The sequence below is a fragment of the Leifsonia poae genome, assembly GCF_020009625.1.
GTDB classification, from domain to species: Bacteria; Actinomycetota; Actinomycetes; order Actinomycetales; family Microbacteriaceae; genus Leifsonia; species Leifsonia poae_A.
Map to the genome: position 1 here is coordinate 3,426,173 of NZ_JAIHLP010000002.1, position 13,777 is coordinate 3,439,949.

Below are 13,777 nucleotides of genomic sequence, written 5' to 3' on the forward strand. Positions count from 1 at the left end.
CGTTCACGAATTCGGGGTCGCGATGAACAGGGTGCCGGTGCCGGCGACGGTCAGCTCGCCCTCGTTCGGGGTGATGTAGACCGTCTCGCCGCGCGCGAGTTCGATCCGCCCGTTCCCACCGGACAGCGTGAGCGACCCCGCCGTGCAGAGGGCGATCGCTGCACCCGGGAGTGCCACGGCCGCCGTTCTGACGGCGTCACCGAGCTCGACGTGGTCGAGGGCGAAGTCGGGGACGTCCGGCCGGAAGACCTCGACACCCGGCGCGAGGCGTTCCGGCGCCAGCGGCTCGGGCGTGATGGGAGAGAAATCGAGGATGCTCACCAGCTCGGGAACGTCGATGCGTTTCGGCGTGAGTCCGCCGCGCAGCACGTTGTCGGAGGCGGCCATCAGCTCGATGCCCAGACCGTGCAGGTAGGCGTGGATGTTGCCGGCCGGCAGATACAGCGTCTGCCCGGACGTGAGCGTCACCCGGTTCAGCAGCAGCGCGAGCACGATCCCGGGGTCGCCGGGGAAGGAGGTCGCGAGGAGGCGGATGGTGTCGGCGGCCACGGCGAGGTCGTCGCCGGCCGGGTCGGGGTCGACGGCATCGCCGGCGGAGACCACGGCGGCGACCAGATCGGCGACGGCGGGTTCGCCGCCGAGCAGCCATTCGGTGGCGCGGCGCAGCGTCTGCGACGGCTCGCCGTGCAGGGTCGCTGCGAACGACTCGATCGCCGACCGCTCGGCGCCGGCGGCCGCGGTGGCGAGACGTTCGATCAGAGCGGCGCTGCCGTGCACGTCCCGGAACCCGCAGAGGGCGGCGAAGGTGTCGCTCAGCGCGAAGATCAGCTCGGGCTTGTGGGTGGCGTCCTTGTAGTTGCGGTCGGGTGAGTCGAGCGGAATGCCTGCCGCGTTCTCCCGCGCGAACCCGGCTTGCGCCTGCGCGGTCGACGGGTGGGCCTGCAACGAGAGCGGCCCTGCGGCGGCGAGCACCTTGAGCAGGTAGGGCAGCCGACCATCGGCCGCGCCGAGAGCATCGACGGGGTCTCGGTCGATCCACGCGGCGAGATCCTCGGCGCCACCGGTCTGCTCAGGGTCGAGGATGCGCGACGCCGAGCCCGGGTGCGCGCCGAGCCACAGCTCCGCCTCGGGATGCCCGGATGCCGGAGTGCCGAGCAGGCCGGCGATGGCGGTGGTGGAGCCCCAGGCGTAATCGCGGGGGGTGTTGCCGATGCGCACAAACATCCGTGACGGTCCCTTTCGAATCGTTAGACCAAACTACCAATTGCTTTGAGTCGCCCCGGTACGCTCCGTAGGCTGACGCTGTCGTCCCGCACGGCATCCGCATCCCGGCACGCAATGGAGCAGACATGGCTTTCGAGACCCTCGCCAGCGACTTCTACGGCTACGAGAACCTTCTCACCGATCGGGAGAAGAGCTTCCTCGCCGATCTGCGCGCGCACCTGGAGTCCGAGGTGAAACCGGTCGTGAACGAGTACTGGGAGAAGGCGGAGTTCCCGCATCAGATCCGTGAGGGGCTGCATCGCACCGGCGTGATCGGCCTCGGTTTCCCCGAGACGGCGGCTTTCGAGAACTCGGCAGTGTTCCGCGGCTGGGTGGCTCTCGAGCTGGCCAGGGTCGACGCCTCCGTCAGCACCTACGCCGGTGTGCAGAATGGCCTCGCCCTCGGAGCGATCGGCGTGACCGGCTCGGCCGAGCAGCGGGCGGAATGGCTGCCGAAACTCGCCTCCGGGGAGGTGCTCGGCGCCTTCGGTCTCACCGAGCCGCTCTCGGGCTCCGACTCGGCGCGCGGACTGCGGACGGTGGCGCGGCGCGACGGCGACACCTGGGTGCTGAACGGCTCCAAGCGCTGGATCGGCAACGCGACTTTCAGCGACATAACGATCATCTGGGCGAAGAGCGAGGACGACGGGCAGGTCAAGGGCTTCATCGTCCCCACCGCCACCCCGGGATACACGGCGACCAAGATCGAGGGCAAACAGTCGCTGCGCATGGTGCAGAACGCAGACATCACTCTCGAGAACGTCGTCGTGCCCGAGTCGCTGCGCCTGCAGAACGCGAACTCTTTCAAAGACACCGCGGCCGTATTGCGCCTCACCCGTGCTGAGGTGGCCTGGGCTGCCGTCGGCGTCGCGATCGGCGCCTACGAGGCGGCCGTGCGGTATTCGAAGGAGCGTGAGCAGTTCGGCAAGCCGCTCGGCGCCCACCAGCTCATCCAAGATCTGCTCGTCAAGTCGCTCGGGAACATCACCGCCTCGATCGGGCTCTGCACGCGCGTCTCCGAGATGCTGGACAGCGGCGAGCAGCGCGATGAGCACTCCGCCCTGGCCAAGGCGTTCGCCACGGCACGGATGCGCGAGACGGTCGCCTGGTGCCGCGAGATCCTGGGCGGAAACGGCATCGTGATCGACTACGACGTGGCCCGGTTCTTCGCCGACGCCGAGGCGCTCTACTCCTATGAGGGCACGCGCGAGATGAACACCCTCATCGTCGGCCGCTCGATCACCGGCCATGCGGCGTTCGTCTGACCCATCGCCCGCATCCGTGGTCGACCCCGCCTCGGAACCGGTCACCTCGTCGCGATAGTGTGACCCGTGGCCGGCAGCGCGCCGGCATGACTGGGAGGTGCGTCAGGTGGCGTGGTTGGTGACCGGAGGGGCCGGATACATCGGCTCGCACATCGTTCGGGCGTTCCGCGCCGAAGGGATCGACGTCGTCGTGGTGGACGATCTGTCGAGCGGCCATGAGGAGTTCGTCCCGGCCGGCGTTCCCTTCTATCGGGGCACCCTGCTCGACGGCGCCCTTCTCGAAAAGGTCTTCTCCGAGAACAGCGTGAGCGGTGTCGTGCATGTCGCCGGCTTCAAGTACGCCGGTGTCTCGGTGCAGCGCCCGCTGCACACCTATGAGCAGAACGTCACGGCGATGGCCGTGCTGCTGGCGGCGATGCAGGAGGCCGGCGTCGATGCCCTCGTGTTCTCGTCGTCCGCCGCGGTCTATGGAACGCCGGATGTGGATCTCGTCACGGAGAGCACGCCGAAGAGCCCGGAGTCGCCGTACGGCGAGTCGAAGCTGATCGGCGAGTGGCTGCTGCGCGACCAGGCCGTCGCCGCGGGGCTGCGTCACACATCGCTCCGCTACTTCAATGTCGTCGGCTCGGGCGATCCCGCACTGCGCGACACCAGCCCCCACAATCTCTTCCCCCTCGTCTTCGACGCTCTCGTCGCAGGCCGGGCTCCTCGGATCAATGGCGACGACTATCCGACCCCGGACGGCACCTGCGTGCGCGACTACATCCACGTCGCCGACCTCGCCGTCTCGCATGTGGCCGCGGCCAAGCGGCTCGATGCGGGTGAGGCGATCGAGCCCGTCTACAACCTGGGCAGTGGCGACGGGGTCTCGGTCGGCGAGATCATGTCGACCGTCGCCGCCGTGACGCAGATCCGGTTCACCCCAGAAGTGGGGCCGCGCCGGGCAGGGGATCCTGCGAGGATCGTCGCATCGGGTGAGCTGGCGGCCCGCGATCTCGACTGGAGAATGCGTCACACGCTCGACGACATGGTCCGCAGTGCCTGGGATGCACGCCAATCGGCCCGCTGATCGGTCGGTTTCGGGGGTAGAACGGGCGGGCGTGTCGTGATCGTTGTCGTGCGTCGGCGCGTCGTGAAGTCTCGACCCCGGGTTAAGGCTTTACGATTCGCGACTTGACGTGAGCGAATGACAACGGTGTAATTATGGCAACACGTTGTCTTACGTGGTTTGCAGTTAATGGGTGGGAGACCGATATGACAGTTCCTGAATATCGCTCCGGGGTACCCGACGACTGGTTCATCGATCCGGTCAAACTGGGGGTTCCGGGAGTTCGCGCGAATGTCGACGACGACAATCCGCTCGCCTGGCAGTCCGACTCGCTCTGTGCCCAGACCGACCCCGAAGCGTTCTTTCCCGAGAAGGGCGGTTCGACGCGCGACGCGAAACGCATCTGCTCCTCGTGCGAGGTCCGCTCGCAGTGCCTCGAATACGCACTGGCCAACGATGAGCGGTTCGGGATCTGGGGCGGACTCTCCGAGCGCGAGCGCCGCAAGCTGCGCAAGCGCGCCGGCTAGTCCCTGCCCGCGAATATTCGCCGCGCCGACCGGCTGACCGGCATCGGCCCGACCCCAACTTAGGCTGGCTCCCGATGTATCCGAGAGTCACTGCCATCGTCGTCGCCCAGAGCGGCGGACCCCACCTTCAGCGAACTCTCGACGCCCTCGCGGCCCAGACCAGGCAGCCGGATGTCGTGATCGCCGTTGATTGCGCCGCGACCGACGATGCCGCACAGCTGCTCGCCGCGGCCCGGCCCACCCACCTCCTCTCGGTTGCGGAGCGGCTCCCGTTCGGCGCGGCGGTCGCCACCGCCGTGCGCGTCACGGCACCGCCGACCTCCGACCACGAATGGCTCTGGCTCCTCGCGCAAGACACGGCCCCCGAGCCGGGAGCGCTCGAAGCGTTGCTCGACGCAGTGGAGGTCTCCCCATCGGTCGCGGCGGCCGGACCCAAGCTCGTGGACTGGGACGACCCCACGTTCATCCGTGAGTTCGGTGAGGCGATGACGACGTTCGGCGCGGCCGTCCCGCTCGTCGAGAACGAGATGGATCAGGCGCAGCACGACGGGCTGAGCGATGTGCTCGCCGTGTCGTCCGCCGGGCTCATCGTTCGGCAGACCCTCTGGGACTCCCTGGGCGGATTCGACCCGGGGTTGCCGACGGCCGACGACGGGCTCGACTTCTGCACGCGGGTGCGACTCGCCGGGTTCCGAGTGGTTCTGGTGGCCCCGGCCCGGGTCGCACTCGCCGGCGACGGGATCGCGGGCCCCAACCTCTCCAGCAAGTGGCGGGTTCGGCGGCGCCTCGCCAAGGAGCGACGGGCGGCGCAGCTCCACCGCCGGATGGTTTACGCACCGGGGGCGGCCGTTCCCCTCCATTGGCTCAGTCTCGTGCCGCTCGCCATCGTCCGATCGCTCGGTCGCATCCTGCGCAAGGAGCCGGGTGCCGTCGGCGGCGAACTCGCCGCCGCGTTCCGGGTCGCCTTCTCCGGAATGAAGGTGGGCAACGCGCGCCGCACACTGGCCACGAACAAGGCCGTCGGCTGGGCGGCGATCGCACCGCTGCGCATCCCGCTGCCCGAGGCCCGACGCGCCCGCGCCCTCAAACGGGAGGCCGCGCTGGTCGGTCAGCAGGGCGAGCGGCAGGAACTCGACTTCTTCGGCACCGGGGGAGGGTGGACCGTTCTCGCCGCCCTCGTGATCGGCCTCGTTCTGTTCTTCCCATTGCTCGGCAGCGGCACGGTCTCCGGCGGAGGAATCCTCCAGCTCTCGCCCTCGGTCGGCCAGCTGTGGGCGGAACTCGGCTACGGCTGGCGGGATGTCGGGCTCGGCTTCGTCGGCGCCGCCGACCCGTTCTCGGCCGTCCTGGCGGTGCTCGGTTCGATCACGTTCTGGAACCCCTCGTTCGCATTGGTCGCGCTGTACTTCGCGGCACTGCCGCTGGCCGCACTCGGCGCCTGGCTCGCCGCGGCCCGGCTCACCAACCGCACGCTGCTGCGCGTCTTCGCCGGGCTGGCGTATGCGATCGCTCCGACGCTCCTGGTGGCGCTGCAAGACGGCCGCCCGGCCGCCGTGCTCGCCCACATCGTGCTTCCCTGGCTGTTCTTCGCCGGTCTCGCCGCCCGTCGCTCCTGGGCGGCAAGCGCAGTGACCGCCCTCTTGGCGGCTGCGACGGCGGCGTGCGCTCCCATCCTCATCCCCGCACTTCTCGTGGCCTGGATCGCCGCCCTCGCGTTCGCGGGGCGGCGCGCAGCCCGCATCGCGTTCATCCCGTTGCCGGCGATCGTGCTGTATGCCCCACTCGTGTGGCAGCAGCTCAGCCGCGGCGCCTGGCTGTCGATCTTCGCCGATCCCGGCGTCGCCCAGGATGCTCGGCAGGCGCCGGCCTGGCAGCTCGCCCTCGGGTTCCCCGACGGGACGCTCGGAGGCTGGCACACGCTGGCGTCGCAGCTTCAGCTTTCGCTGGCCGCGCCGAACATCCTCGTGCCGATCCTGCTCGCGCCGCTCGGCGTGCTCGCGATTCTGGCGCTCTTCCTCCGCGGGTCGAGCCGGGCGATCGCGGCGCTCGTCGTGGCGCTCACCGGATTCCTCACCGCCGTCGCGGCGCTGCACCTGCAGGTGGCGACGGCCGGCTCCACGGTCGTGCCGATCTGGCCGGGGACCGGCGTCAGCCTCTATTGGTTGGGACTCGTCGGAGCCGCCGTGCTGGCGCTCTCCGCGATCCCGCGCGCTGCCGTCTTCCCCGCCTGGGTGGCCGTTGTCGCACTCGCCGTCGCGGCGGTGCCGGTGGCGATCGCCCTTCCGCACGGGGACGCGGCGATCTCGGCGGGGGAGGCCGCGCGATGCCCGCCGTCGTCACGGCGAAGGCCTCGACACAGCCGCGCATCGGCACGCTCCGGCTCACGCCCGAGCCTGATGGCGGTCTCGCGGCGGAACTCATCCGCGGCGCGGGCCAGACCCTCGACGCGCAGAGCACACTCAGCTCGACGGAACGGGAGCTGACACCGGCGCAACGACAGCTGGCGGCCCTCGCGGGAAACCTCGCTTCCCAAAGCGGATACGACGCGACGAGCCGGATGCGCGAGCTCGGCGTCGACTTCGTGCTCCTCGCCCCCGCAGTCACCTCGCTCGACGTGTCGACGACCGAGGAGACCGCGGTGAGTGGCCAGGCGAAGGCGACGGCAGCGCGCGCCTCGACGGCGCTCGACGCGAACCCTCTCCTGGTCGGCGTCGGCATCACCGCGAACGGACAGCTGTGGGCGTTCGATCGGGGCACCTCGGAGGTCCCGGCTGCCGCCGCGATCCCGGCGAACGCCGGGGGGATCTGGCGCATCCTCGTTCTCGTCGTACAGGGCGTGGTCGTCGGCCTCGCGCTACTCATGTCTCTTCCGACGCGACGCTCGGCCGACCGGGTGGCGGAGCTGAACGCCAGGCGGCCGAACCGGCGCGGTGGCCGCGGCGCTGCGAAGGCGGTCGAGCCGGAGCCCGTGGTCGAGCCGGAGGACGTGGTCGAAACCGCCGAGCCCGAGAGCCCCGCCAACGAGAGTCTTGCCGCTTACGAGGCGGAACCGGCCGATGAAGCCGCCGTCGAATCGGCCGCCGTCGAATCGGCCGCCGTCGAGACGATCGATGATCCCGCGACGTCCGCGGAAGAGCCGCCGCCCGCGGACATCAAGGAGCACGAGCAGGAGCAGGCCCCCGAGTCGCAGCCGACGCCGGAGCCCGGGCCGCATCCCGTGGCCGATCCCGACGATGGCGCCCTCGAAGCTGAGGCCGCCCCCGCCCCCGCTTTCGAGACCGACCCCGCTTCCCTCGAGCACACCACACCGCGCGAGACCCCCACCACCCTGGAGGAGGGCCTCGACGAGACGATCATCCGCCCCCGGCGCGGACCGGACGGAGGCGCCCATGGCTGACAAGCGCGGAATCGCCCGGGTGAGCATCCGGGCCCTCACCGGCGTGATCGGCGTCGGAGTGGCGGTGGTCGCGGTCGCCGGGGCGACCTTCCTGCCCCTGCCTTCGTTCCAGATCGCCGCCCCCGTCTCCACGGTGAAGCCGGTTCCGGCCGACCAGCAGCGGGTCTGCCCCGGTCCGCTCCTCGCACTCGGTGCCGATGCCGGTGACGCGAACGCGCCCAGCGCCTTCGCCGGCGCCGACACCACCGACGGTACCGACGGGCCCAGCGTTCAGACCCGGCGCCTGAAGTCGGACTCGACCGCAACCGACTCGTATTGGGCGCCGGAGGTGCTCACCGTTCCGACACCGTCCGGTGCGTCCACACCTCCGCTCGTCGCCGGCTCGCAGCTGCAGCTCGCCCAGACCCCCGACCTCGCCGGCCTCGCCGCGGCGTCCTGCGACGAGGCGAGCGCCGACAGCTGGTTGGTGGCGGGATCCACCTCTCTCGGCCAGACGAGCCTGGTGCTGCTCTCCAACCCCACGTCGGTGCAGGCCACCGTCACCCTCACCATCTATTCGGAGGCGGGCGCGGTCGACGCGCCCGGCGCGATCGGGATCGTGGTTCCCGCAGGCGCACAGAAAGTGATCCCGCTCGCCGGTCTCGCCCCGAGCGCCGCGGCCCCCGTCGTGCACGTGCAGAGCACCGGCGGTCAGGTTCTCGCCTCCCTTCAGCAGAGCTTCGAACAGGGGATCGATCCGCGCGGCGTCGAACTGACCGGCGCGACGGCGGCACCGGAACGTACGCAGGTGATCTCCGGGATGACGATCGCCACACTGGCAAAGGTCGAGGCCGGTCAATCCGGTGAGGGATACGGCACCGACCTTCCGGCCGTCCGGGTGTTCGTCCCCGGTGACCAGGATTCGAGCGTGACCGTCGGTGCGGTCGGGGAGAACGGCACGGCTGCCGGGAACGCCTACTCGGCGACGGTCAAAGCAGGCGTCGTCACCGAGATCCCGCTCGACGGGCTGAAAGACGGCAACTACACGGTCACGGTGCGTTCGACGCATCCGATCGTCGCCGCTGCGCGCACCTCGGTGATCGGAGCCAAAGCGCGCGACTTCGCTTGGTTCGTCTCTTCACCGCCGATGGCCGACGACTTCCTCGTGGCGGTCACGCCCGGGCCCGGCCCGCTCCTCCATTTCGCCAACACGGGCGAGAAGAACGTGAAGGTCACGCTCACCGATGAGAACGGGACGTCGTCGACGCTCGCGGTACCCGCCGAAGGCTCGGCCAACCGGTCCGTCGCCGCGGGAATCGTGACGGTGAGTGGCGCAGACGGCATGGTCGTCAGCGTGAGCTACGCCGCCGACGGTCGGAGCAGCTCGTTCGCCTTGAGCCCTCCCGGGCCGCTCGCGGCGCCGATCGAGGTCTACCCCCGCTGATCAGACCCGGCCGGCCTAGAAGTGGCGGAAGCGCTCCGGTGCCAGATCCCACGGGTCTTTGCCGAGAAGCTCGGCAACGGCACGGAAGACGCATCCTTCGACGTACATGCGGCGGTGGAGATCGTCGTTGCGGTGGAGTTTCGCGAGCCGCTGGATCGGCACCCGGTACAACAGCACTCGACGACGGGCGTGATCCACGTGCCAGCGGTCGACTCCGTCTTCGCCGGTGACCCCGATCGGCGTCGCGGCGACCTCGAAGTGGACATCGGCGAGTTCGCGCGGCCAGATTCCCTTCAGGTAGTCGGCCGTGGAGGCGACGGTCATGTCGAAGGCGTCGATGCGGTTGTCCAGCATCGGCAGATGTGGCCCGGTGACCGGGCCCCGTGCGCCGCGCCCGTGCCGGCTCCGCCAGCGGGTGGTCGCCGGCGGCTCGCTGCTGGGGACGCGGTTGCGGGGCATGTCGTCATCTTACGTCGCCGGCGCTCGGGTATTCTGAGGGCGATGTCGAGCCGCCCCTGTTCCCGTGTGGCGTGCCCACGCGACGCCGTGGCCACGCTCACGTATGTGTACTCGGATTCGATGGCCGTGCTCGGGCCGCTCAGCCTCAGTCACGAACCCCACACCTACGATCTGTGCGCCCAGCATGCCGAGCGGTTGAGCGCGCCGCAGGGCTGGCAGGTCGTGCGCCACGAAGTGTTCGGTGAAGTAGGTTATGGGGGATGAGCACCTCCTCCACCCCCGATCAGATCCGTACCGCGCTCGACACCGTCGTCAAGACCTATGACGTGCGCGGTCTCGTCGGAACGAACCTCACCGAGGAGGTCGTCTCCGCGATCGGCGCGGCCTTTGTCGACGAGGTCGGTGCTGCCGGTCAAGACGTGGTCATCGGGCACGACATGCGGGATTCGTCGCCTGCCTTCGCTGCTGCTTTCGCGGCGGGTGTGCGGGCGCGCGGGGGTGATGTCGTCTCGATCGGGCTCTGCTCGACCGACGAGTCGTACTACGCCTCGGGCTCGCTGAACGCGGCCGCGGCCATGTTCACCGCCAGCCACAATCCGGCCACCTACAACGGCATCAAGCTCTCCCGGGCCGGCGCCCAGGGGCTCAGCCGCGACACCGGCCTCGCCGCGGTGCGCGATCGCGCCGCGGTCTACCTGCACGACGGCATCGACGCCGTCGCGGAGACCGGTTCCCTTCGCGAGCAGGATGTGCTCGCCGATTACGCCGCGTACCTGCGCTCCCTGGTCGACCTCTCCAGCATCCGCCCGATCACTGTCGTCGTCGACGCGGGCAACGGGATGGGCGGGCTCACGGTGCCGGCCGTGCTCGGCGAGGCGGCCGGCCTGTCGTCACTGCCGATCACGATCGTGCCGATGTATTTCGAGCTCGACGGCTCGTTCCCGAACCACGAGGCGAACCCGCTGGAGCCGAAGAATCTCGTCGACCTGCAGCGCGCAGTCGTGGAGCACGGAGCCGACCTCGGCCTCGCCTTCGACGGCGACGCCGACCGTTGTTTCGTGGTCGACGAGAAGGGCGACGCAGTCACTCCTTCCGCCGTGGCCGCCGTCGTGGCGCTGCGCGAGATCGGCCGGGCGCGGGCCGCCGACCCCGAAGCCGAGATCACGGTGATCCACAACCTGATCACGTCGAACATCGTGCCCGAGACCATCGCCGCCGCCGGGGCGACCCCGCTGCGCACCCGCGTCGGGCACTCGCTCATCAAAGACGCGATGCGCGAATCCGGCGCCGTGTTCGGTGGGGAGCACTCGGCTCACTATTATTTCCGCGACTTCTGGAGCGCCGACAACGGCATGCTCGCCGCCATGCATCTGCTTGCTGAGTTCGGTGCGCAGGAGCGTCCGCTCTCCGCGATCTCGGCCGAGTTCACGCCGTACCCGATGTCGGCCGAGATCAATTCGACGGTCGCCGATGTGCCGGCCGCGTTCACGCGCGTCGTGGAGGCGTTCACCGGTCGCGCGGAGTTCGACGAGCTCGACGGTCTGACCGTCACCGGGATCACCGCTGGGAACGAGCCGTTCTGGTGGTTCTCCGTGCGGTCGTCGAACACCGAACCGCTGCTGCGCCTGAACGTGGAGGCGGGCGACGGTCGCACCATGGAGCGGGTGCGCGAGGAAGTGCTCTCCCTCATCCGGGGCTGAGGCGCCGACGCGTCTGCTCGTCATCGTCGAAAAGGATCGGCCGGCGGATGCGAGAATGGGGAGATGGTCACTCCCTCCGTCGCAGAAACCAGTACCGTGCTTCCGTTCAAGGTCGCCGACCTCTCCCTCGCCGAGGCAGGGCGCCACCAGATCCGCCTCGCCGAGAACGAGATGCCGGGGCTGATGTCGCTTCGCGCCGAGTTCGGCGCGAGCAAGCCGCTGGCCGGCGCCCGGATCGCCGGGTCGTTGCATATGACGGTGCAGACCGCGGTGCTGATCGAGACGCTCGTTGCGCTGGGCGCGCAGGTGCGCTGGGCGAGCTGCAACATATTCTCCACGCAGGACGATGCGGCCGCGGCGATCGCCGTCGGCCCGAACGGCACCCCTGAGGCACCCGCCGGTGTTCCGGTGTTCGCGTGGAAGGGCGAGACGCTCGAAGACTATTGGTGGTGCACCCAGCGGATCTTCGATTGGTCCGCTGAGGCAGCGGCCGCCGGCGCCGAGTGGACCGGCCCCTCCCTGATCCTCGACGACGGCGGGGACGCGACGCTGCTCGTCCACCGTGGTCGCGAGTTCGAGCTGGCGGGCACTGTGCCCGCCGACGCCGACGGCGACAGCCACGAGTACCGTGTGATCCTCGCCGCTCTGCGCGACTCGCTCGCCGAGTCGCCCGATCGCTGGACGAACGTCGCCGCCGACCTCATCGGCGTCACCGAGGAGACGACGACCGGCGTGCACCGCCTCTACGAGCTGGCGCGCGACGGCGAGCTGCTCTTCCCGGCCATCAATGTGAACGACTCGGTCACGAAGAGCAAGTTCGACAACAAGTACGGCATCCGGCACTCGCTGCCCGACGGGCTCAACCGGGCGACGGATGTGCTGATCGGCGGCAAGATCGTCTTCGTCGCCGGGTACGGCGATGTCGGCAAGGGCGCCGCCGAGGCGCTCCGCGGGCAGGGCGCGCGGGTGATCGTGAGCGAGGTGGACCCGATCAACGCCCTGCAGGCGGCCATGGACGGCTTCCAGGTGGCGCGCATCGAATCCGTCGTCGACCAGGTGGACATCTTCGTCACCGGAACCGGCAACCTGAACGTGATCACAGTCGACCACATCCTGGCCATGAAGCACCAGGCGATCGTCGCGAACGTCGGCCACTTCGACAACGAGATCGACATGGCCGCTCTCGAAGTGCTCCCGGGCGCCGAGAAGGTGGAGATCAAGCCGCAGGTGCACGAATGGCGGCTGCCCACAGGTCGCAGCGTGCTCGTGCTGTCGGAGGGCCGACTGATGAACCTGGGCAACGCCACCGGCCACCCCAGCTTCGTGATGAGCAACTCGTTCACCAACCAGGTGCTCGCGCAGTTGGAGCTCTTCGTCTCGCCCGAGAAATACCCGATCGGCGTCTACGTGCTGCCGAAGCACCTCGACGAGAAGGTGGCTCGCCTGCACCTCGCCGCCCTCGGGGTCGAGCTGACCACCCTCACCGACGAGCAGGCCGCCTACATCGGCGTCCCCGTGGAAGGCCCGTACAAGGTCGACCACTACCGGTACTGACGTGCTGCCGTTTTCCGACCGGGAGCTCCCCGGCGGTCTGGTTCTCCGCGTGCGCGCCGAGGAGGACGCTCCGGCGCTCGCCGCCGCCTACTCCCGCAACCGCGGGCATCTCGCCCAGTGGGATCCGAAGCGCGAGGACGACTTCTACACCGACATCCGCCAGCTCGCCCACACCCGTGAGCTTCTCGCCCTCCGCGACCAGGGAACGGCGCTCCCACTCGTCCTGGCCGACGGGGAGTCGATCGCGGGATTGGTCAATCTGAGCTCGATCGTGCGTGGGGCTTTCCAGAGCGCGACTGTCGGTTACTGGCTGGATCGCGACCACACCAAACGGGGTCTCGCCTCAGCCGCACTGCACGCCGTGATCGAGGTCGCGCGTGATGATTACGGTCTGCACCGCATCCAGGCCGCGACCCTGCTGCACAACCACGCGTCGCAGACCGTACTGACGCGCACCGGGTTCGAGCGGATCGGCGTCGCCCCGGCCTACCTGAAGATCGCAGGGCGCTGGCAGGACCACGTGCTGTTCCAACGGATCCTGCACGACTGATCGGCCGTCAGGACTTCAGCACAAGGGTTGCGAGCGAAACGGCCTGGTCCGTGGTCAGGTGGTAGGCCAATACCTGCACGTAGTCGCCGCTGGTGGTCTCGGCATCGAGGATGACCCCTCCGCCGGTCGAGACCGCGACCGCCTTCTTCGCGCCGGGTATGGTCACCGTGAGCGAGCCGTCTCCCATGTCGTCGATATTCGCTGCGCCGCCGACCGTGCTCGTCTTGGGGAACAGGGCGACCGTCACCACCGGTCCCGCCGGTCCCTTCCAGACACAGGAGCTCGCACCGCCGAGGTCGGTATTGGCCTTCGCCGCCGAGGCGCCGCCGTCGACCTGGACTCCGCTGATCGACTGGATCTGCGCCGATGTCAGCCGGGAGCATGCCGCCGAACCGCCACCCGAGCCTGCGACCGGGGCGGTCGTGGGTGCGGCGGCCTTCGTCGCAGAGGTCGTCGACGCCACCGTGGGAGCGGCCGGCGCACCTCCCGCGCTGCATCCGACAAGAAGGATCGGGAGCGCGAGGGCAGCGCACAGCGCACCGAGACGAGACCTGTTCATGAGGCGAGTCTGACTGCCGGGTCATCGGTCGC

At 69.4% G+C, this 13,777-nt stretch carries 12 protein-coding genes; 9 read left to right on the forward strand and 3 right to left on the reverse strand.

From position 1 onward, the window contains the following. Window positions 1-3: 3 nt before the first annotated feature. A complete protein-coding gene (gene manA / locus K5L49_RS17075) occupies window positions 4-1,224 on the reverse strand; it encodes a mannose-6-phosphate isomerase, class I (RefSeq protein WP_223694650.1) in 1,221 nt (406 codons plus the stop codon). 125 nt (window positions 1,225-1,349) lie between these two features. Between manA and K5L49_RS17080 the strand changes: the two genes are divergently transcribed. The 5 genes from K5L49_RS17080 (at window position 1,350) to K5L49_RS17100 (ending at window position 8,923) form a co-directional block, all read left to right on the forward strand. Then, the gene (locus K5L49_RS17080; protein ID WP_223694652.1) at window positions 1,350-2,528 is read left to right on the forward strand and encodes an acyl-CoA dehydrogenase family protein; all 1,179 of its coding nucleotides are present in this window, start codon (window positions 1,350-1,352) and stop codon (window positions 2,526-2,528) included. Window positions 2,529-2,634: 106 nt separating this feature from the next. After that, complete coding sequence (gene galE, locus K5L49_RS17085; RefSeq protein WP_223694654.1) at window positions 2,635-3,597, forward strand: UDP-glucose 4-epimerase GalE; 963 nt, start codon at window positions 2,635-2,637, stop codon at window positions 3,595-3,597. A gap of 185 nt (window positions 3,598-3,782) precedes the next feature. Beyond that, window positions 3,783-4,103, forward strand: a complete 321-nt coding sequence (locus K5L49_RS17090; RefSeq protein WP_223694656.1) for a WhiB family transcriptional regulator — start codon at window positions 3,783-3,785, stop codon at window positions 4,101-4,103. 74 nt (window positions 4,104-4,177) lie between these two features. Then, the gene (locus tag K5L49_RS17095) at window positions 4,178-6,586 is read left to right on the forward strand and encodes a glycosyltransferase family 2 protein (protein ID WP_223694658.1); all 2,409 of its coding nucleotides are present in this window, start codon (window positions 4,178-4,180) and stop codon (window positions 6,584-6,586) included. 906 nt (window positions 6,587-7,492) lie between these two features. Then, on the forward strand, window positions 7,493-8,923 hold the full coding sequence (locus K5L49_RS17100; RefSeq protein WP_223694660.1) for a DUF5719 family protein: 1,431 nt from the start codon (window positions 7,493-7,495) through the stop codon (window positions 8,921-8,923). Between the two features lie 15 nt (window positions 8,924-8,938). Here K5L49_RS17100 and K5L49_RS17105 read toward each other — a convergent pair whose 3' ends face one another. Then, complete coding sequence (locus K5L49_RS17105) at window positions 8,939-9,382, reverse strand: metallopeptidase family protein (protein ID WP_223694662.1); 444 nt, start codon at window positions 9,380-9,382, stop codon at window positions 8,939-8,941. A gap of 42 nt (window positions 9,383-9,424) precedes the next feature. Between K5L49_RS17105 and K5L49_RS17110 the strand changes: the two genes are divergently transcribed. The 4 genes from K5L49_RS17110 to K5L49_RS17125 all read left to right on the forward strand — a co-directional run bounded on the left by K5L49_RS17110 (window position 9,425) and on the right by K5L49_RS17125 (window position 13,186). After that, window positions 9,425-9,646, forward strand: a complete 222-nt coding sequence (locus K5L49_RS17110; RefSeq protein ID WP_223694664.1) for a DUF3499 family protein — start codon at window positions 9,425-9,427, stop codon at window positions 9,644-9,646. After that, window positions 9,643-11,082: a phosphomannomutase/phosphoglucomutase gene (locus K5L49_RS17115; RefSeq protein ID WP_223694666.1), complete on the forward strand. Its 1,440-nt coding sequence runs from the start codon at window positions 9,643-9,645 to the stop codon at window positions 11,080-11,082. The genes K5L49_RS17110 and K5L49_RS17115 overlap by 4 nt, the downstream gene beginning before the upstream one ends. Before the next feature lie 63 nt (window positions 11,083-11,145). Beyond that, window positions 11,146-12,636 (forward strand): adenosylhomocysteinase, encoded by a 1,491-nt coding sequence (gene ahcY / locus K5L49_RS17120; protein WP_223694667.1) that lies wholly within the window; start codon window positions 11,146-11,148, stop codon window positions 12,634-12,636. 1 nt (window position 12,637) lies between these two features. Continuing rightward, window positions 12,638-13,186, forward strand: a complete 549-nt coding sequence (locus tag K5L49_RS17125) for a GNAT family N-acetyltransferase (RefSeq protein ID WP_223694669.1) — start codon at window positions 12,638-12,640, stop codon at window positions 13,184-13,186. A gap of 7 nt (window positions 13,187-13,193) precedes the next feature. On the opposite strand, the gene K5L49_RS17130 is transcribed toward K5L49_RS17125, so the two are convergent. After that, window positions 13,194-13,745 (reverse strand): hypothetical protein, encoded by a 552-nt coding sequence (locus tag K5L49_RS17130; RefSeq protein ID WP_223694671.1) that lies wholly within the window; start codon window positions 13,743-13,745, stop codon window positions 13,194-13,196. Between the last annotated feature and the right edge of the window lie 32 nt (window positions 13,746-13,777).

Coding starts and splice junctions, on each gene's coding strand:
- K5L49_RS17110 (WP_223694664.1), top strand. CDS start 9,425: ATGTCGAGCCGCCCCTGTTCCCGTGTGGCGTGCCCACGCGACGCCGTG.
- ahcY (WP_223694667.1), top strand. CDS start 11,146: ATGGTCACTCCCTCCGTCGCAGAAACCAGTACCGTGCTTCCGTTCAAG.
- K5L49_RS17080 (WP_223694652.1), top strand. CDS start 1,350: ATGGCTTTCGAGACCCTCGCCAGCGACTTCTACGGCTACGAGAACCTT.
- K5L49_RS17105 (WP_223694662.1), bottom strand. CDS start 9,382: ATGCCCCGCAACCGCGTCCCCAGCAGCGAGCCGCCGGCGACCACCCGC.
- K5L49_RS17130 (WP_223694671.1), bottom strand. CDS start 13,745: ATGAACAGGTCTCGTCTCGGTGCGCTGTGCGCTGCCCTCGCGCTCCCG.
- manA (WP_223694650.1), bottom strand. CDS start 1,224: ATGTTTGTGCGCATCGGCAACACCCCCCGCGATTACGCCTGGGGCTCC.
- K5L49_RS17115 (WP_223694666.1), top strand. CDS start 9,643: ATGAGCACCTCCTCCACCCCCGATCAGATCCGTACCGCGCTCGACACC.
- K5L49_RS17100 (WP_223694660.1), top strand. CDS start 7,493: ATGGCTGACAAGCGCGGAATCGCCCGGGTGAGCATCCGGGCCCTCACC.
- K5L49_RS17090 (WP_223694656.1), top strand. CDS start 3,783: ATGACAGTTCCTGAATATCGCTCCGGGGTACCCGACGACTGGTTCATC.
- K5L49_RS17095 (WP_223694658.1), top strand. CDS start 4,178: ATGTATCCGAGAGTCACTGCCATCGTCGTCGCCCAGAGCGGCGGACCC.